The sequence below is a fragment of the Faucicola mancuniensis genome (genome assembly GCF_046523945.1).
GTDB lineage: Bacteria > Pseudomonadota > Gammaproteobacteria > Pseudomonadales > Moraxellaceae > Faucicola > Faucicola mancuniensis.
The window spans coordinates 1,512,095-1,532,322 of the sequence record NZ_CP171363.1 but is presented as its reverse complement, the minus strand read 5'-3'; the positions used below and the strand labels follow the sequence as shown (position 1 = coordinate 1,532,322).

The window sequence follows — 20,228 nt, the reverse complement described above, 5'->3', positions numbered from 1 at the left end:
ATAAAAAAACGACTTATTATAAGATAAATAAGCCGTTTTTGTTGCAGGCAATAGCCAATTATTTACATAATAATGTCATACCATTAATTTCAATTTTAGTGCCAGCACTGATACCACCAAGTTTTACACCACCTGTTACAGGGCATTCCAATGTACTCGTTGCACCCTTATTGTATTTAGGATTATTAAATGTACATTCTTCGCCTTTTGTGCCTGTGATTGTAGTACCTTCTATTGCACAAGCTTTAATCGTTGGATTAGTGCTAGGTGTAGTTGGCGTTGTTGGCGTTGGTTGAGTATTCGGCTGAATACTGCTACTACTGCCAGAACTATCAGAACTACCACCACCGCAAGCTGTTAATGCCATTACACTTGCTAAAATCGCCACGCTAAATAATGCTTTCATACATTTTCCTCTTTATGAAATTAATAATATAAGATTGATTAAAAAAATAATCAAACTTATAAGTGAACTTTTATAGTTACTATATTACACAAAAAAGGAAAAAAAAATGTAATTTATTGTATAATTAGTGTAACAATGTTTCTTTATTGTAACACTATCCCGCCAAATCATTCATATTAACAATCGGCAACATCACCGCCATGACAATCGTCATGACAATCACGCCCATTAGTACCAACATCAACGGCTCAAGCAACGCAAGCAACGTGCTTATCATATTGGTCGCTTCGTTTTGTTGCATATCAGCGGTGCGAGCCAGCATGGCATCAAGCTCGCCAGAGTTTTCGCCACTTTTTATCATCTGCACCATCATGGGCGGAAAATAGTTGGATTTTTCCAATTGACTTGACAAACTCGCCCCTTCCACCACTTTTTCGGTGGCTTTTTGCACTGCATCTCGGATATGCACGTTGCCAAGCACCGCACCACCAATGCTTAATGCTTCCACCAACGGCACGCCAGACCGCACCAAAATTGATAAAGTACTGGCAAACCGTGAAGCGTTCAAATTGCGAGAAAGTTTACCAAAAATCGGCAAGCGTAACACCAACGCATCAAAACTCGCCCGTCCTGCCGTTGTTTTTACAAATTTTATTAATAAAATCAATCCACTAAAAATAACCGCTATCAGTAACCACCACCATTGAGTCAAAAGATTGGACAAGGTCAAAACCACCTGCGTAATGGTTGGCAAGGCTTGGTCGGACTGCTCAAACACTTTGACAATTTTTGGCACAACCAGCGTCATCAAGCCGACAACCACCGCAATCGCCATAATCAGCAAAATAATCGGATAAACCAACGCCCCTTGTATCTTTTTTTGCATTGCAAAACGGTTTTCGGTATAGTCGGCAAGCTGATTTAAAATCAAATCCAAATGCCCCGATCGCTCGCCTGCCGAAATGGTTGCGGTGTAAATCGGCGGAAAATTGCCCGCATCGTCTAATGCTTTTGCTAGACTATAACCTTCCAAAACTTTGGAGCGAACCGCCAAATTTAACGCTTTGATATGTGCTTTTTCGCTTTGTTTGGCGACAGCGTTTAGGGCTTGTTCAATCGGAATTGCCGATGCCAAAAGTACCGATAATTGCCGAGTAATTAACGCCAAATCGTACGCACTGACGTTTTTTTGTCCAAAACGTTTGGTAGAATTTTGTTTAACAATTGGATTAACTTCTATCGGTAATAGCGATTTTTCACGCAATTGTTGGCGAATTTGGCGAGCCGAATCCGCTTCTAATACGCCTTGTTCGGTTTTTCCGTTTGTATCAATGGCTTTATACTGAAAAGCAGGCATAAGTTTAGCCTTAATCAAAAAATAACTCTTATTCTAACGATTTCACACGACAAAATAAAGCCAAAATGCTAAAACTTTATGATAAAATTATTTTTTCTACATTGATTTTTAAACCAAAATATGACAAATCCAACCGACCAAAAAATTTTACGAAAAATGTTGCGAAAACAACGTCTTACTTTAACAAAACCACAAAAAAAACAACTTGGTTTTTTGGCTACTCGGCAGTTTTCGCATTTACAACATCGTTTTTTAAACAAAAAATCAGCAAAAGTTGGAGTTTTTATTGATGCGTTTGGGGAATTGCCGACACAGTTTTTGGTTAATTATTTGTTTTTAAAAGGATTTGAAGTTTATTTGCCTGTTGTTACCCACGAGAAAAAACCGTTATCTTTTGTCAAGATTACTCAACAAAATTCTTATAAAAACCGTTTAATGCGTCATACATTCGGTATGCGACAACCTACAAAAGGCAAAAAAATTCAAGCAAAACAATTAGATATCATCATCATGCCATTGGTGGCGTTGGATAAAAAAGGCAATCGGCTTGGCATGGGTGGTGGTTTTTATGACAAAAGTTTGGCAAATTGCAAAAATAAACCTGTCAAAATCGGCTGGGCGTATGATTTTCAATTGGTGGAAAAATTAAACGTCAATGTGTGGGATATCGGCTTGGATATGGCGGTGTTGCCGAGTGGCTTGATGATTTTTTGACCCACGATAAAGATAAAAATGATAAAAAAACTTTAAAAAAGGAAAATAAATGAACAATCACGACTTTAATTTTGTACATTCCGAAGAATTGGATAATTTTTAAACAATTTTTTTGCAAAAATTTTGTTAAAAGGCATTTGACGAATTGTTTGTTGAAAAAACCTTGCATTTTTTAAAAACAACGCCACTAAATGATAGATGTAAAACGATAAGGAAAAATTATGCCGACACAACAAACAACTTCTAACAATCAGCGTTCATTGCCTTTGATTGCTTTGCGTGATGTGGTGGTCTATCCGCATATGCAAATTGCCCTTTTTGTCGGTCGCAGTGCGTCTGTCAATGCGGTGGAAATCGCCCAAGCCGACTATGACAATTATGTGTTTGTTATTGCCCAAAAAGATTCTATGTCAGAAGAAATTGAGAATGATAATCTTTATCAATATGGTACAGTCTGCCGTGTGATAAACACCATGCCCCACGAAAGCGACAGTTCTACCATTAAAGTATTGATTGAAGGCTTGTACCGTGCCAAGTTGGACGATATTTATTGTGATGACGATGTTTTTATGGCGGATATCAGCGAAGAGCCAATTAAACACCGCATTAGCAAAAAACAACAACAAGAATATAAACAAACACTTGTTAGTCTTTTTGCCGAATATGCCGAAGGGCGTTTGCGTAATTTTAGAGAATTGCTTAAGGTTGCCGAACGCATTGAAAGCCTTGAAGAATTGCTGTATTTTATCACCACTCGCATGTCGCTTGATGTAGAAACCAAACAAAGTTTCTTAGAAAAAAATGCACTGGCAACCCATATTGACACCTTGATTGACTATTTAATTAGACAAGATGTGGAGCAAAGCATTGAGCAAGAAATCCATGAGAAAGCTCGTCAACAAATGGAAAATAACCAACGTGAGTATTTTTTAAACGAAAAATTAAAAGCGATTAAAGCCGAGCTTGGCAATCTGCGTGATGAGGCAGGCGAACCTGTGCTTGATGATGACGATGGCGAACTTGAAAAACGCTTAAAAGAAGCCGACTTGCCAGAAGACGTGCGTAAAAAAGCAGAAAACGAATTTCGCAAACTCAAAATGATGCCACCTGCATCATCAGAATCAGCAATTGTTCGTACTTATATTGAGTGGATTTTGGACACGCCTTGGAAAAAAGCCAGCAATGTTAGCATTGATTTGCCAAAAGCTCAAGACGTGCTAGACACTGACCATTATGGTTTAAAAGATGTCAAAGACCGCATTTTGGAATTTTTGGCGGTGCAATCTCGTGTAGATACGTTGAAAGGCCCAATTTTGTGCCTTGTTAGCCCGCCGGGTGTTGGTAAAACGTCTTTGGGGGAATCTATCGCTCGTGCGACAGGGCGTGAGTTTATTCGTATGGCGTTGGGTGGTGTGCGTGATGAAGCGGAAATTCGTGGGCATAGACGTACTTATATCGGTGCAATGCCCGGCAAAATCGTGCAATCTTTGGCAAAAGTTGGCGTAAAAAATCCGTTATTTTTGCTTGATGAAATTGACAAAATGGCACAAGATTTTCGTGGCGACCCTGCATCTGCTTTGCTTGAAGTGCTTGACCCATCGCAAAACCACAGTTTTAACGACCATTATCTGGACATGGATTTGGATTTGTCGCAAGTCATGTTTATCTGTACTGCCAACAGCATGGACATTCCGCCTGCGTTGCTTGACCGTATGGAAATCATTCGTTTGTCTGGCTATACCGAAGACGAAAAAATCAACATTGCCGATAAATACCTTGTGCCAAAAGCAGTGAAACAAAATGGTTTGTTAGAAAATGAAGTGGATATTACTACCGATGCAATTCAAGCGATTGTGCAACGCTACACACGAGAAGCAGGGGTGCGAAACCTTGAACGTGAGATTAACAAAATCGCGCGTAAAGTGCTTAAAACCAATGTAGAAACGCAAAAGCCGACTAAACGCAAACCAACTAGAGCAAAAAACTCAACAATAGTTGATAGTAAAAATATCAACGATTATCTTGGTGTGCAACAGTACGATTTTGGATTGGCGGAGCAAGAGCCAGAAATCGGTCGCATTACAGGCTTGGCGTGGACGCAAGTTGGCGGTGAATTACTGACGATTGAAGCTGTCGCCATGCAAGGCAAGGGCGATTTGAGTTTTACAGGGTCGCTTGGCGATGTGATGAAAGAGTCCATTCGTGCGGCTATGACAGTGGTGCGTTCTCGTGGCGAAACGCTTGGCATTAGTTATGATAGCTTTAAAGAGCATGACATTCATGTGCATATTCCAGAAGGGGCAACGCCAAAAAACGGCCCATCGGCTGGGATTGCCTTGACAACGGCATTGGCATCGGCTTTGACAGGCATTGCCATTCGCCCAGATATTGCGATGACAGGCGAAGTTACCTTGCGTGGTAAGGTGTTACGCATTGGTGGTTTAAAAGAAAAATTGCTTGCCGCACATCGTGGTGGTATCCGTCATGTGTTGATTCCAAAAGCCAACGAGCGAGATTTAGTGGATATTCCTGATAATGTGAAAGACGGCTTGACCATTCAACCTGTGGAAACGATTGATGAAGTGTTTAAAGCAAGTTTTGTCACGCCACCCATGCCATTAAAACCGCAAAACTTACGGATGGATAATACCGAAAGTTTGTTAAAAAATTGATTGAACATTTAGAACCTGTATTCACAACATTACGCAGTAAAATTTTACAGGTTTTAAAAAAAGGGGTTTAACAGTTAAACCCTTTTTTATTTTCTGCAAAAACCCAATTTTACCAATAATTTTCCACCGCAATATTGCCCTCGCCTCGTCGATTCATGGTTAAACCACGCTGTTTTAACGCCTCTTTGGTGTCTTCTACCATTTGCGGATTGCCACATAGCATGATTTGACTGGTATTGACATCAAATTTTGCTTTGACAAAATGTTCTAATTCGCCGTTTGCTATCAATTTTGGTAAACGGTCTGTTAAACCGTCAAAATCTTTATCACGAGTAACAATCGGCACAAAGCTAAAATCCGCCCCATCTTCACCATAAATCGATTTTAATTGATTAATTTTATCAACATAAGCCAACTCTTGTTTGGTTCTTGTACTATAAACAAGGTAAATTTGTTGGTAATTTTGCCAAACTTCTAACGTTTTTAAAATGGATAAAAATGGGGCAAGCCCTGTTCCTGTGGCAAGCAACCACAAATCTTTTGGCAAAGGTTTTTGATATCTTGTCAAAGTCAAATAACCAAATGGCGTGGTGTTAAGATGAAGTTTGTCGCCCACTTGTAAAAATTTTAACTTGGACGTAAAAGCCCCATCAGGAATAACCACCGAAAAAAATTCTACAAACTCATCATAAGGCGATGACACCACCGAATAGGCACGAAAAATCGTTTCATCATCATCGCTTTGTAAGGCAGTGATATCTGTTGGCTTTAAGCCCAATCGCACAAACTGCCCTGCAGTAAATTTAAAACCATTTGGGCGTTCAATTTTAAAACTAAACAAGGTATCCGCCCATTGCTGAATTTCGGTAACGGCAACTGGTACAGCATTGCTATCTGACATGATTTTTCCTTATATTTGACAAAAATTTGACATAAAAAAACGTATCGTCAATAATTTTAACATTATCTTTGATACGTTTTTAGATAGGCTTTGTAACTTTTAAACTATTTTCACAACCGTTTTAAAAATATTTAGTGAATAGCATTAAAGGTCGCAAATTCTATGGCAGTGGCTAACCATTTTGGGAAAATACCCAAATACAGCACCAACGCTGTTACCAACAAGGTCATGATACCGCCCGCTTGGATACCCCAATGGCCGACTGCATCGTGCTGTTGGTTATCTTGTGGACGTTTGAACAAAGTTACCATCAAATGCAAATAATAATACAAACTAATCGCACTACCAATGATGATAAAGGCAGTTAGCCACCAGCTACCAGAAGCAACGGTCGCAGATACCGCAAAGAATTTGCTAATAAAACCTGCCGTCAGTGGTACGCCAGCCAATGACAGTAACATGACGGTCAAAACGGCTGTCAAAATCGGACGTTGCCAAAAAATACCACGATAATGTTCAATATCATCGGCTTCGCCATAATTTTTGTATGGGCTAGACATAATCGTCACCACGCCAAACGCCCCAATGGTTGTCAAAGCGTACATCGCCATATACATAGACGAAATGCCAAGTGAGTGTTCTTTGGCACTGCTAATCACCGCCAATACGTAGCCTAAATGTGCGATTGAAGAATACGATAACATACGTTTGACATTGTTTTGACGTAAAGCAAGCAAGTTACCAATAATCATAGACAAGCCAGCAATCACGCCAATCACGGTATAAATCGCAGGGAACGCCAACGTAACTGAGCCGACCAAAAAGCGTAACGCCAATGCCAACATCGCCACTTTTGCCACACTACCCAAAAAGGTTGCCACTGGAGCAGGTGCTCCTTGATACACATCTGGTGTCCATGTGTGAAACGGCACAGCCGACAATTTAAAGGCAATACCAAATACCATCAAAGCAGCACCAATGATTAACATCGGTTGGCTCATATGCTCCATCAAATTTGTCGCAACGCTTTCACCAATTTGATAAAAGCCGAGCGTACCTGTTGCTGCATAAATCAACGCCATACCCATAAGCATGGTCGCCGATGCAGTCGCCGACAGTACCAAATATTTCATACCTGCTTCTAGCGAAGTGCTACGAGAAAAATTGTACGCAAGCATACCATACATCGGCACAGACAATAGTTCAAGGCTGATAAAAAACGATGCCAAATGATTGCTGCTTACCATAAATAACGCACCCAAAGTCGCAATCAGCATTAACAAATACAGTTCTTCTTTATTGTCATGAAAGCTGTCAATATAGCCATACGCCAAGGTAAAGCACGCCAGCGAACTTACTAATACCACAAGCATATTAAACTGGGCAAAATTATCCACCACAAACAAGCTAGACACCAGCCCCTGTGCAGGCAAAACACCAAACATTTGTGCAATCAAACACACCAATGCAATGTTTAAACCTACCACACTTATCGTCCCAGCGACCATATTGGAGCGTTTAACAGCGATGGCAATCATCACCACCACCGTTGTCAAAGACAAAATTAACATTGGCAAAAGTGGTATCAACATATTGCTATCTAAAGGAATAGAATTCATTATTTTACCTCCAAATGAGCAAATGGCTCGTCTGTAACTTGTGTTGAACCCACATCTGCACTTGGTATCACAACTTCTGGGCTTACGCCATGATAGGCTTGGTTAATCCATTGCATACTATGGTCTGAGGTGTCCAAAAAGTTTTGAGGGAATAAACCTAACCAAACAAGCCCAATCGCCAACACCAACAAAATACTGGCTTCACGAGCAGTCATACGTTTCATTGGTGCAACTTTTTCAATCGTTGGGGTGGTTTCACCAAATAATGCACGATAAATCATAATCAAGGCATACAATCCTGCCCAAACTAAACTAAATGTCGCAAAAATTACCGCAACAGGATTGGTCGCAAATGACCCCATCAAAATCAAAAACTCACCAATAAAGTTACCTGTACCCGGAATTCCCATCAATGCCGCACTAAAGAACATCAATAGCGGTGGGTAATAACGCATTTGTCCCCACATACCGCCCATCAATGTCAAATCACGGGTATGCAAGCGTTCATATAACTGACCGCTCATGATAAACAACGCTGCTGAACTTAAACCATGTGCCAGCATTTGAATCATCAAACCTTGCAAACTCATGAGCGTCCCTACGTACAACGCAAGCACCACAAAGCCCATGTGCGAAATACTGGTATAAGCCAACAAACGTTTAATATCAGATTGCATAAAGGCAAGCCACGCACCATAGAAAATACCGATACCACCTAGCATAATCGCAATCGGTGCAAAATCAGCCGAAGCCTGTGGAAAAATTGGCAAGACAAAACGCAACAAACCATACGCCGCCGTCTTAATCAAAATCCCTGCCAAATCCACTGAACCTGCGGTAGGGGCTTGGGCGTGAGCGTCTGGCAACCAGCCGTGCAATGGAAAAATTGGCAATTTGACCGCAAAACCGATAAAAAACATCAGCATAATCGGATATTCTAACGCACCCAATTGCGTGCCTAATAAATCCATATAATTAAAGCTGATTTTGCCTGTGGTATTGGCGTTTATCATCACCAACAACAAAATACCAACCAGCATAATCAAGCCTGATGCTTGGGTATAAATAAAAAACTTGGTCGCTGCGTATTCTTTGGTTTTACCGCCGTTATTATGTCCCCAAATCGCAATTAGAAAATAAATCGGAACAAGCATCATTTCCCAAAAGAAAAAGAACAAAAATAAGTCAATGGCTAAAAATACACCGATAACGCCACCCAAACTCCATAACAAGTTTAAATGGAAAAAACCGACACGCCGAGTAATCTCACCCCAAGAACAAGCAACCGCCATCATACCCAAAAACGCCGTCAAGCTCACCATTAATAAGGACAAACCGTCTAACGCCAAATGAAAATGAATGCCTAACTGTTCAACCCAAGGCAATGAAAATTCTGCTAACCACACAGGTTTATCTGTCGGAGCAAGCACTTGACTTGCCGAGCCGATAAAGCCACCTTTTTGCCAAAGCCCAACCGTAATTAAAAATGTCGCAAACATACCGATAAACGCAATCCAACGTGGAAAACGCTCATCAACTTTTTCAATCAGCCAACACAAAAAACCTGTCAAGATTGGCAAAAAAATCAAGGCGGGCAATAAAAAGTTATTTTGAATATCATTCATATTATATTCCTACCATTGCCATAACCAATACCAACAACGCAACCATACCAAAGCCAAAACTGACTGCATAGCCACGAAGCGACCCTGATTGCAACCAACCACTCATACGATTGCCCGCTGACGCAAGCATTGGGAACACATTCCAAGCCTTATCCACTGGGTCAGATTTTAGCAATTTACCAATTAACAAGAAAGGTTTCACAAATACCAAATCATACAACGCATCAAATCCTAAACCATGATAGCACCAATAATTGACTGCACCACCAAAACTTGATTGTTTAAATTTGGTTAAAATTTGACCTTTATTTGCCACATATAAAAACCACGCCACAATCAAGCCAAACGCCATCGCACCCATTGCAATAAATTCTGCAGTATGTTTGCCATGAGCATGACCTGCTTGTTCAAGCAATACGCCTTGACTTAACGGCAACACACCATCTAAAGGCGGTGTAATAAACGCTCCCAAGCCTGTTGATAATACCAACAACACGACAAGCGGAATTTGATAAGACAAGCCAGATAACGCATGAGCATGGGTTTTTTCTTCACCAAAAAAGGTAAACCAAATCATACGGAAAGTATAAATTGACGTTAAAAATGCCCCAAACACCGCTAAATAAAACAAGTGCATATTACCTGTGGCAAAGGTTTCCCAAATAATCGCATCTTTTGAATAAAAGCCGACTGTTACAAATGGAATCGCCGCCAACGCACCGCCACCGACAACAAAACACCAAAGTACCAACGGAATTTTTTTGCGTAAACCGCCCATTTTAAAGATATTTTGTTCATGATGAACGCTGATAATCACCGCACCAGAACCTAAGAATAACAAAGCTTTAAAAAATGCGTGCGTCATCAAGTGGAAAACGGCAACTTGCCAAGCTCCAACGCCCAACGCCAAAAACATATAACCGATTTGACTCATGGTTGAATACGCCAAAATACGCTTAATATCGGTTTGTGCCAACGCACAAAAACCTGCAACCACAAGCGTAACCGCACCGACTAGACCGACCCAATTTAACAACACATCTGGCGTTAAAATAAAAATTGGATGCAAACGAGCGATTAAATAAACCCCTGCTGTAACCATCGTTGCCGCATGGATTAACGCAGACACAGGTGTCGGACCTGCCATCGCATCGGCAAGCCATGAATGTAGCGGAATTTGAGCCGATTTACCCATCGCACCTAGTACGAGCATAATGGCGGTTAATTGTAACGTAGCATTGTTTAGCGTAAATACTTGCGGTACACGCTCAATAATTTCATGAATGTTTAACGTACCCAATTCACGGAATAACAAAAACAAACCAAACGCCAAAAACACATCACCCACACGAGTAACGGTAAAGGCTTTCATCGCTGCTCGTCCGTTAGCACGATTGCTATAATAAAAACCGATTAGCAAGTATGAACAAATGCCCACACCTTCCCAACCAAGATATAACAACACTAAATTGTCCGCAAGCACCAATAACAACATACTGGCAACGAACAAATTCATATAGCTAAAAAAGCGAGCAAAACCCACTTCGCCACGCATATACCAAGACGCAAACAGATGAATTAAAAAGCCGACACCTGTAATCACGCCAAGCATGGTAACGCCCAAACCGTCAAGCGTTAAGCCAAAGTTTGGGGCAAAATTGCCAACTTTCATCCACGTCCATAGCGGAATATGCACAACAGGATTGCTGTCTTGATTTGCCAAAAAGCTACTACCTGCAATCAACGCAAACAAGGCGGACAAGCCCATACTACCCACGCCAACGATGGTTGCGGCTTTTTCGCTTAATTTATCTCGCATGGTCGACAAAATAATAAAGCCAAGCAGTGGCAATATAAACGTTAAAGGTAACATACTCATTTTTCTTACCCCTTCATCTCATTTGCCACATCAACATTTAAATGACGATGTTTATGATAAAATTGTAATAAAATTGCCAAGCCAATGGCGACTTCGGCAGCAGCCAATGTCAAAATTAAAATAAACATAATTTGACCATCAGCATTCACCCAACGACTACCGCCCACCACAAAAGCAAGGGCAGCCGCATTCATCATAATTTCAAGGCTCATTAGCATAAACAAAAAATTGCGTCTTACCATCACGCCACAAAAGCCAATGGCAAACAAAATCGCTGACAAAATCAGCCCATGTTCCAATGGAATATACCCCATTATGCCGTCTCCTTGTGCGTTGTTTTTTCTAAACTATTGTTTTTTATATCTTTTAAACTGCTGTGGCTGATATTTTCATCATCTAACGCACGTTTTGCCAAATGATATGCCGCAACCAAACCTGCTAACAATAAAAACCCTGCAACTTCAACCAATAACAAATATTCGGTAAACAATTTTTCACCAATTTGTTTTGCTAAAACAGGTGTACCGCCAATCATGGCAGGATTGCTTTCTTGATGGTTAAACAAAATCATATTGACAATGATTAAACCGACAATAAAAGTTAAACCTGCAGGCACAGCCCAAGCCGATGATGTTAGCCAGATTGATTCTTCTTCTACATCATGCGAGCCTAAGTTTAACATCATCATCACAAAGATGAATAAAACCATAATCGCCCCTGCATAGACGATAATTTCTAACGCCCCTGCAAATGGTGCACCAATCGCAAAAAACACCCCAGACAATGCCAATAAGGTAACAATCATGTTTAACAAGGCATGAACAGGGTTTGCTTGGGTAATCACTCGCAAACTTGCGACAATCGCCACGATTGCCAACAAGTAAAACCCAAAAACCGAACCCGAAAAAATTGTTTGTGTCATGGCAACAAACTCCGTAAATCAATCGGTTCAGCTTCGTTTTGAGCCGCCCCTTTAGGCTTATCTTTAATCGCCATACCTGTTACTCGGTAATAATTATAATCTGGGAATTTTTCCGGCCCAGAGATAAGTAAATGTTCTTTTTCATATACCAAATTTTGACGGTTATATTCGCCAATTTCAAAATCTGGGGTCATCTGAATTGCTGTTGTCGGACAGGCTTCTTCGCACATTCCACAAAAAATACAGCGTGAAAAATTGATACGGAAAAATTCGGCATACCAACGACCATCTTCACGTTCCGCTTTTTGCAAACTGATACATCCGACAGGACACGCCACCGCACACAAGTTACATGCCACACAGCGTTCATCACCGTCTGGGTCTCTTGTCAAAACGATACGACCACGAAAACGGGGCGGTACAAGCACAGGCTGTTCTGGATATAAAATAGTATCACGTTTGCGTGTTGCATGGCTTGCCACCATGGCAAGGGTACGCAAAATCGTCCCCATACCTGTTACACTATTTTTTAACATTGTTAAGTACATAGTTTATATCTCCTTAACCTATGCCATTGGTTTTAAACAAAATAAAGGCTGCCGTTCCCAATAGATTGACTAAGGTAATAGGTAAGCAAATTTTCCAACCAAAGTTCATTACTTGGTCATAACGTGGACGCATTAACGCACCACGAGCCAAAATAAACATGGTCATAAAAAACAAGGTTTTTCCCATAAACCAAAACAAAGGCGGAATAAAATCTAAACCATCAAATAATGGCAACCAACCACCAAAAAACAGCGTAGTAATCAGCGATGACACAAGCACAATATTAACGTATTCACCCACAAAGAACATACCAAATTTCATGCCAGAATATTCCACATGATAACCTTCGGCAAGTTCTTGTTCGGCTTCTGGTTGGTCAAATGGAAAACGGTGCGTTACCGCAACCCCTGCCACCATAAAGGTTAAAAAGCCTAAAATTTGCCCAAAAATATTCCAATGCCAAAAGCCACCTGCTTGCGACATGACAATATCACGCAAATTAAACGAACCTGCCAAAGCCACCACGCCCATCAAGGATAAGCCTAAAAACACTTCGTAACTAATCGTTTGAGCAGCAGAACGTAAACCGCCTAATAGTGAATATTTGTTTGCCGATGCCCAACCACCGAACATCACCGCATAAACCGCCAAGCCTGCCATAGCAAAAAAGAACAAAATTCCAATATTCCAATCCGCACCGCCTAACGATGGCGTAACAGGCACAATGATAAAACCTGCCAAAGCAGTAAACAAAACATGGCAATTGCAGGGGCAAGCACAAATAAAAATTTGTCGGCAAATTTTGGTGTCCAATCTTCTTTAAAAAAGATTTTTAACATATCAGCAGCGACTTGCAACGAGCCTTGCCAGCCCACACGGTTTGGGCCGTAGCGGTCTTGCCACAGTGCAAGCATACGACGTTCATACGGAATCATCAAGGCAGCAGCAAAAATCACCACCGCCAAAAAGATAACAACCGACTGCCCTATCAAAAAAATCACTTGCCAAGTCTCTACTGTCAATAAACCTGACAACCAACTTGGTAAGTTTGGCATTTGTCTTAACGTGTGTTCCATTACACTACTCCTGCTTTATAAAAACTTACCATGACATCTGGCTGGCTCAACTGTGCCGTTAAAGCTGGCACTTGCCCAACAGGATAACCGACACAGCCTTCCGCTAAATAATCCACCAATTTGACAGGCAAGGTAACGCTAATTTCACCTGCTTTGACCGTTAAGCTATCGCCAACTTGTAATTGCCAAGTTTGTGCATCATCGGCTGATACGCTAAACACAGGCTCAACCAACTGTGATGCCACGACTTCGCTACGTCTGGTCAAACTATCACTTGCAAAAATATTGTAAATCGGTACAAGGGTTTCATTTGATTTTGCGTCATCAAAATTTGGGGCAACGTATTCACGTTTTGGCAAACGGTTGATACGGTCAAACAAACGCACACCGGGGTCGCCATTTTTCAGATGTCCGCCCACTTTATCTTGATATTTGTTCCACGCTTGTGGCGAGTTCCACCCTGCCGACCACGCAAACGGAATCATAGACGAATCGGTCTGTGTACCAACGTAACCTTCTTGGGAAAAGGTCAAACTTGTATCTTTATCTTTTGGTTGCTCTGGCTCATGTACCGAAATTGGGGCTCGCATAGATGTACGCCCAGAATAACGGCGTGGCTCACGTGCAATTTTTAAGCCTGTAATGCGATAATCTGCGGTTGGCGATGCATCTTTAATGCCTTGCAAGGCAGGATTGACTTCTGCCACACTACTCACCACGTCATCAAGCTGTACCCACTCAATCGCACGGCCGTTTAATTCCGCTTCAATCGCATGAAGCCAACGCCAGCTTTCTTTTACCATGTCTTGCGGTTGGTAATAGGCTCGGTCATACACTTGGAAAAAGCGTTGGGCTCGTCCTTCGGCTGAAACAAGTGTACCGTCCGCTTCGGCAAAAGTCGCTACAGGCAAAATCACGTCCGCTTTGTCATGCCAATGATAATTTTCATGGTCTAACACAACTAAGGTTTTGTTTTGGGTTAATTGGTTAAATTGGCTATCGGTTAAACGCTCACCAATGTCATTTTCCATAATCACAACAACTTCGGCATCGCTATCTAACACATCATCAAGCGACAAACCACCCAACAAATTTACACCAATGCTGTTAGCTTTTGGCACGGTTAAATACAACCCTGCTTTATCAGCATAACCTTTAGTCGCTTGCATACGTTGCGGACGTTTGAGTTTTTTGGCTTGTTCAGCAAATGCAGTTTCGTCAAGTGTTTGTTTTAATTGGGCTTGTTCTTCATTAATTTTGGCAAGCTCAATTTCAACTTCCGCATTGTGTGCGTTAATCACACCTTTTTCATATATAATCAAGTCAAAACGTTTTGGCTGAATATTGTTGGCAATTTGTGCCGCCGCTTCAATAATGGCGATATTACCCAAAGACGTACCTGCGATAATCAGCGGTTTTGTCGCTTTTAACAAGGTTTGGGCGATATGTTTGGCAAATGCCGTCATATCGCTATTATCAGTTTCATCAATTAACAAATCTTTTGGCAATTGATGTGTGTCTAAGCCATTCATTTGATTGGCAATTTCAAAGCCCAATTTTGCAATATCGTTTGGCGTTGCCACACAGCTGACTTCGGCAATATCGTCCAGTTTCGTGTCTTTTACATCAATGACAAAAATCGGACTTAACGCTTTTTGACCGATACGTCTAACAGGCTCGGCAAGCCATTCTTGCGTACGCAAGGCATCTGCCATTGCTTTGGCTTTGTTTTTAGATGCTTGGCGAACTGCTAATGCTACTCGTGGACTGGTTTGGGTTAAATCTTCGCCCAAAATCAGCACCGCATCATAGCTTTCAATTTCACGCAACGTTGGATTGTAAACATCTTCGGTTGTTAAAACATCAATACATTTTTGAACTAAAGTTTGTTCTTTCTTACTCACGCCAATGCTAAAGTTTTCACTACCGACCAAACGTTTTAACGCATAATTAGACTCAAGACTGGCAACAGGCGAACCAATTCCCAACACTTTTTTATCTGTTAAACGTTTTTTCACCGCATCAATGGCATAATCCACGCCAATTTTTTCTTGGTAATTGCCAATGCGTTCAACGGCTTGGGTTGGGCGGTCATCACGATTGACATAACCATAACCAAAACGCCCACGGTCGCACAAGAAATAGGCATTCACATCGCCATTAAAGCGGTTTTCAATACGGCGAAGTTCGCCATAACGCTCTCCTGCCGAAATGTTACAGCCTGTAGAACAGCCATGACAAATGCTTGGTGCGTACTGCATATCCCATTTACGGTTGTAGCGGTCGGCATGAGTTTTGTCAGTAAATACGCCTGTTGGGCAAACTTCAGTCAAGTTACCGCTAAATTCGCTTTCCAATTGACCGTCTTTATCACGCCCAAAATACACACGATTATTTGACGCATAGACGCCCAAATCTTCGCCTCCTGCGTAATCTTTATAAAAACGCACACAGCGATAACAAGCGATACAACGGTTCATTTCATGTTTAACAAACGCCCCTAAATCTTGGTTGTGGTGAGTACGCTTGGTAAAACGGTAACGGCGATGATTATGCCCAGACATATACGTCATGTCTTGCAAATGACAATGACCGCCTTCTGGACAAGTCGGACAGTCGTGTGGGTGGTTGGTCATGATGTATTCAATCAGACTTTTGCGAAAGTTTTTGACTTCCGTATCCGTAACCGAAATGTACATATCTTCGGTTGGATTGACCATACACGACATAACAAGTCGCCCACGACCTGCTTCGTAATCTTCTTTGTTGTTATACTGCTTCACCGCACATTGACGGCAAGACCCCACCGAGCCTAACGCAGGGTGATAACAAAAATACGGTACATCAATGCCAAGCGACAAACAAGCCTGTAACAAGTTATCCGCACCGTCCACTTCAACGGTTTTACCATCTATATGAATAATTGCCATGCTAATTCCTTACACTGATTGCTCATTGGTTTTGGTTGGCTGATACACTTCAACTTTAGACGGAACACCTGTTTTTGATAACTGTTCCACTTCAACGGCTTTATTATCAATTTTGGCTTCAAATTCATGTCTAAAATATTTTAACGCACTTTGCAACGGCTCAACCGCCCCCGGTGCATGAGCACAAAAGGTTTTACCTATCCACAAATCTTTAGTTAATTGTTGTAAAACGTCCAAATCGGTGATTTTGCCTTTACCATCATCAATCGCTGTTAAAGTTTTGACACCCCACGGCAACCCATCTCGGCAAGGCGTACACCAGCCACAGCTTTCACGTTGGAAAAATTGTTGTAAATTTTTTGACAAACTTACCATGTCTTGCGTTTCATCAACCACCATCATCAAGCACGTTCCCAAACGGCTACCTGCTTTCATAATTGGGTCAAAATCCATCACCAAATCAAGATGTTCATCGCTTGCCGTCAAAAAGTCGGTGGAAGCTCCTCCAGGTAGCCATGCTTTTAATATTAAGCCGTCTTGCAAACCACCTGCCAATTCAATGAGTTCACGAGCGGTATAACCAAACGGCAACTCCCACAGGACTGCATCTTTGACACGACCCGAACAGCCCATAATCTTTGTACCGGGGGTTTCAGACTTGCCTTTTGCCTTTGGAATGTTCAAATACCAATCCACACCATTTAGCATGATAGCCGACATATTGTTAAGCGTTTCTACGTTATTAACAACGGTTGGGCGACCCCAAGCCCCAGAGACTTGCGGAAATGGCGGTTTTGTTCTTGGGTTGGCTCGTCTGCCTTCTAAGCAGTTAATGAGTGCCGTTTCTTCCCCACAAATATAACGCCCTGCCCCTGTGTGAACGTGCAAATCAAAGCTAAAATTTGTGCCTAAAATGTTATCGCCAAGCAAATTACTTGCCAAAAGCTCATCAATGGCATTTTGCAAACGATCTGCCGCCAAAATGTACTCGCCACGAATAAAGATATACCCTGCACTTGCCCCAATGGCATAAGCGGTGATGAGCATACCTTCAATCAATTGAAACGGCAAACGCTCCATCAAAAGGCGGTCTTTAAACGTCCCCGGTTCCATTTCATCGGCATTACACACCAAATAACGCACACCTCCATCTGGCGGTGTCATAAACGTCCATTTTAATCCTGCGTTAAACCCTGCACCACCACGCCCACGCACGTTGGCGGTTTTTATCATGTCGCCCACTTCTTTTGGCGTTTTTGATAAGGCGATTTTTAAGCCGTCAAAACCTTTTAGGGCAAGATAATCGGCAAGTTTTAACACCGCATCATGATGAAACAATCGCCATGTTAAAGGGTGAGTTTCGCACGTTGGCTCTTGACCTTTTTCTAAGCCGACACCCCAAATCGGAATGCGTTGCTTGTTTAATTGGCTGGGTGCAAGTCCGTTTTTGCGAGCTTCAATTTGTTCTTGTAAATTCATACATATTGCTCCAATAACATTGGCACTTCGCTTGGTAGCACAGGCCCGTAGGTATCTTCATCCACTAGCACGCTTGCCCCTTTGTCGCAGTTACCAAGACAACAAATCGGCAACAAGGTAAAACGTCCGTCTGCGGTGGTTTGCCCAAAGTCAATGCCAAGTTCACGTTTAAAGCTGTCCGCTAGGCTTTCCGCTCCGTTTAGGTAGCAAGCAATGCTATCGCACAGCAAAATCACATGACGACCGACAGGCGAGCGGTAAATGCGGTTAAAAAATGTCGCCACACCCTCCACGTCCGCCACAGGTATGGACAACATATGGGCTATGGCGTCCACTTGAGCATCGTCCACCCAGCCGTTACGTTTTTGAACTAGTTTTAGGGCATCAAGCACCCCTGCCCGAGCTTGTGGGTAGTGATGAATGTGATGATGAATGCCGTCAATTTCTTGGGGCGTTAAAATGGTGTGAATGTCCACTTTGGGGGTTTTGTCGGTAACAATTTTCATGGTAACCTTTTTTATATTTAAATTGTAAAACATTGTGCCAATGATTTAATAATGATATTTAATAACGATATTTAATAACGAGTTAAGGTATTTAATAATGAATTAAAGTTTAATTAAACCTGAATGCCCAATTTTTAGAGCCAATACCAATAAAACAATAAAAATTAACATTTTAAAAAAATTTGGGCTAATCTTAGCTCTCAACCAAATGCCAACATACAATCCAATAATAGACAATATGGAGAGTAAAAATATTAAACCGTATTCACTCTTATTTAATAACAAATACTGGTCTTTTAGCATATATATTTGAACAATTTTCGCCAAAAGATAGCATAGGTTGCTTGCTTTTGCGATGCGATTTTTATCCTCTGTTTCACTAAGCAAAAATATTAACAATATGGGGGACATGGCATTGGTTGAACCGCCAATAATGCCTGCCAAAAACCCAAATAGAACCATATTCTTATTATTGGCAACCACTTGAATATTTTTTGCTTTTGCACATACATTTAAAATGCCATTGACAGAATAATACAATGTAATGATTGCCATCAGTAAAAACAGCCAAGACACTGGAAGTATCAAAAGCAGCTTTACCCCCAAAATGCTGCCAACGACGCTACCAATAGCAAGCAATTTATAGGTTTTTAAATAATAAACAATCTCTTGGTAAAAACCCTTTTTATTATTGCTACATAGAACCAACAAGCTCATTAACAGGCTTGGTAATGCCACCAAGGCAACAACCTTAGACAATGGCATGATAAAAGCCAATGCGGTTGTACCGAGCATCGGAAATCCCATGCCTGTAATTCCGTGCAGTATGGCGGCAGCAATAAAAACAATAGATTGTATTATTTCTTGCATGACCGTCCTTTATACAGTAATTCTTGCTCTAATATAATGCCTGTTTTTATCTGTATAATCAGTTCTGGCATGCAAACCATTGACATTATCAATAATAATCAAATCATCATCTTGTGCAGAAAATTCTTGAATATCACTCGCGTTTTTTATAATCTTTACAAGATAATCAAGTGCAAGTACCATTTCCTCTGATACTTTATTTCTATTTTCTTCAATACCTTTATAGATACAATCACTTCTAAATCTAATCATTTGAGTATTGACCGATAAGATATTACTCCATATAACACCTTGTTTCTTATCAAATGATGTTGGTGTCTTAAATGGATATAAATTGCCCGTTAATGTTTTTAAGTGTTTTTTACCAATTTCTGTTTTAGATAACTGATTTACAATATCTGATGAACTTAAAAATAAAGAATTACTTCCATCATTGGCTGGTTTTACTACATACATAACCAAATAACTTTCTGGGTTTTCACTAAAAGATGAATCACTATGAAGTGGACACTCTCCAACATCTTCCGAGAAAGTTATATCATTATTTATTACATAGTCATCGCCACGATATTTAATATCCCAAAATATAGATTTAAAACCATCATCTTTGTGGTTTGTCAGTATTCCTAATTGAGATAGAAAGTCAAATAATTTCTTGTTTCTTTGGCTGTCATCAAGGTGGTTTAGATTAAGACCGCGAACAATACAATAACCAATACTCTA

Annotated in this window: 16 protein-coding genes and 1 pseudogene; 2 read left to right on the top strand and 15 right to left on the bottom strand. The window is 41.0% G+C overall.

Translation table 11 applies throughout. From position 1 onward, the window contains the following. Positions 1–58: 58 nt before the first annotated feature. Positions 59–406, bottom strand: a complete 348-nt coding sequence (locus ACGTJS_RS07515) for a hypothetical protein (protein WP_410471619.1) — start codon at positions 404–406, stop codon at positions 59–61. Between the two features lie 154 nt (positions 407–560). Further along, positions 561–1,763 carry a type II secretion system inner membrane protein GspF gene (gene gspF, locus ACGTJS_RS07510; RefSeq protein ID WP_315041037.1) on the bottom strand — a complete coding sequence of 401 codons (1,203 nt, stop codon included), beginning with the start codon at positions 1,761–1,763 and terminating at the stop codon, positions 561–563. A gap of 120 nt (positions 1,764–1,883) precedes the next feature. Between gspF and ACGTJS_RS07505 the strand changes: the two genes are divergently transcribed. Next, the gene (locus ACGTJS_RS07505; protein ID WP_410471618.1) at positions 1,884–2,477 is read left to right on the top strand and encodes a 5-formyltetrahydrofolate cyclo-ligase; all 594 of its coding nucleotides are present in this window, start codon (positions 1,884–1,886) and stop codon (positions 2,475–2,477) included. A 221-nt stretch (positions 2,478–2,698) separates the two neighbouring features. Then, the gene (gene lon / locus ACGTJS_RS07500) at positions 2,699–5,149 is read left to right on the top strand and encodes an endopeptidase La (RefSeq protein WP_410471617.1); all 2,451 of its coding nucleotides are present in this window, start codon (positions 2,699–2,701) and stop codon (positions 5,147–5,149) included. A 109-nt stretch (positions 5,150–5,258) separates the two neighbouring features. Here the strand turns inward: lon and ACGTJS_RS07495 are convergent, their stop codons facing one another. From ACGTJS_RS07495 to ACGTJS_RS07435, 13 genes and pseudogenes are all read right to left on the bottom strand, one after another. Beyond that, entirely contained in the window at positions 5,259–6,050 is a 792-nt protein-coding gene (locus ACGTJS_RS07495) for a ferredoxin--NADP reductase (protein WP_410471616.1), read from the bottom strand. A gap of 131 nt (positions 6,051–6,181) precedes the next feature. After that, positions 6,182–7,669, bottom strand: a complete 1,488-nt coding sequence (gene nuoN / locus ACGTJS_RS07490) for an NADH-quinone oxidoreductase subunit NuoN (RefSeq protein ID WP_315041027.1) — start codon at positions 7,667–7,669, stop codon at positions 6,182–6,184. Then, positions 7,669–9,285: an NADH-quinone oxidoreductase subunit M gene (gene nuoM, locus ACGTJS_RS07485; RefSeq protein ID WP_410473246.1), complete on the bottom strand. Its 1,617-nt coding sequence runs from the start codon at positions 9,283–9,285 to the stop codon at positions 7,669–7,671. Before nuoM ends, nuoN begins: the two co-directional genes overlap by 1 nt. A 10-nt stretch (positions 9,286–9,295) precedes the next feature. After that, positions 9,296–11,173: an NADH-quinone oxidoreductase subunit L gene (nuoL, locus tag ACGTJS_RS07480; protein WP_410471615.1), complete on the bottom strand. Its 1,878-nt coding sequence runs from the start codon at positions 11,171–11,173 to the stop codon at positions 9,296–9,298. A 5-nt stretch (positions 11,174–11,178) separates the two neighbouring features. Next, the gene (gene nuoK / locus ACGTJS_RS07475; protein WP_410471614.1) at positions 11,179–11,487 is read right to left on the bottom strand and encodes an NADH-quinone oxidoreductase subunit NuoK; all 309 of its coding nucleotides are present in this window, start codon (positions 11,485–11,487) and stop codon (positions 11,179–11,181) included. Next, a complete protein-coding gene (gene nuoJ, locus ACGTJS_RS07470) occupies positions 11,487–12,095 on the bottom strand; it encodes an NADH-quinone oxidoreductase subunit J (protein ID WP_410471613.1) in 609 nt (202 codons plus the stop codon). Before nuoJ ends, nuoK begins: the two co-directional genes overlap by 1 nt. Beyond that, a complete protein-coding gene (gene nuoI, locus ACGTJS_RS07465) occupies positions 12,092–12,643 on the bottom strand; it encodes an NADH-quinone oxidoreductase subunit NuoI (protein WP_410471612.1) in 552 nt (183 codons plus the stop codon). Before nuoI ends, nuoJ begins: the two co-directional genes overlap by 4 nt. Before the next feature lie 13 nt (positions 12,644–12,656). Further along, positions 12,657–13,720 (bottom strand): annotated as a pseudogene (gene nuoH / locus ACGTJS_RS07460) (NADH-quinone oxidoreductase subunit NuoH). After that, positions 13,720–16,650 (bottom strand): NADH-quinone oxidoreductase subunit NuoG, encoded by a 2,931-nt coding sequence (gene nuoG / locus ACGTJS_RS07455; RefSeq protein WP_410471611.1) that lies wholly within the window; start codon positions 16,648–16,650, stop codon positions 13,720–13,722. Before nuoG ends, nuoH begins: the two are co-directional and overlap by 1 nt. Before the next feature lie 9 nt (positions 16,651–16,659). Further along, the gene (locus tag ACGTJS_RS07450) at positions 16,660–18,129 is read right to left on the bottom strand and encodes an NADH-quinone oxidoreductase subunit F (RefSeq protein WP_410471610.1); all 1,470 of its coding nucleotides are present in this window, start codon (positions 18,127–18,129) and stop codon (positions 16,660–16,662) included. After that, on the bottom strand, positions 18,126–18,635 hold the full coding sequence (gene nuoE / locus ACGTJS_RS07445; RefSeq protein WP_410471609.1) for an NADH-quinone oxidoreductase subunit NuoE: 510 nt from the start codon (positions 18,633–18,635) through the stop codon (positions 18,126–18,128). Before nuoE ends, ACGTJS_RS07450 begins: the two co-directional genes overlap by 4 nt. 102 nt (positions 18,636–18,737) lie before the next feature. After that, entirely contained in the window at positions 18,738–19,505 is a 768-nt protein-coding gene (locus ACGTJS_RS07440; RefSeq protein WP_410471608.1) for a sulfite exporter TauE/SafE family protein, read from the bottom strand. A 9-nt stretch (positions 19,506–19,514) separates the two neighbouring features. After that, entirely contained in the window at positions 19,515–20,210 is a 696-nt protein-coding gene (locus ACGTJS_RS07435) for a TauD/TfdA family dioxygenase (RefSeq protein WP_410473245.1), read from the bottom strand. Positions 20,211–20,228: the final 18 nt, after the last annotated feature.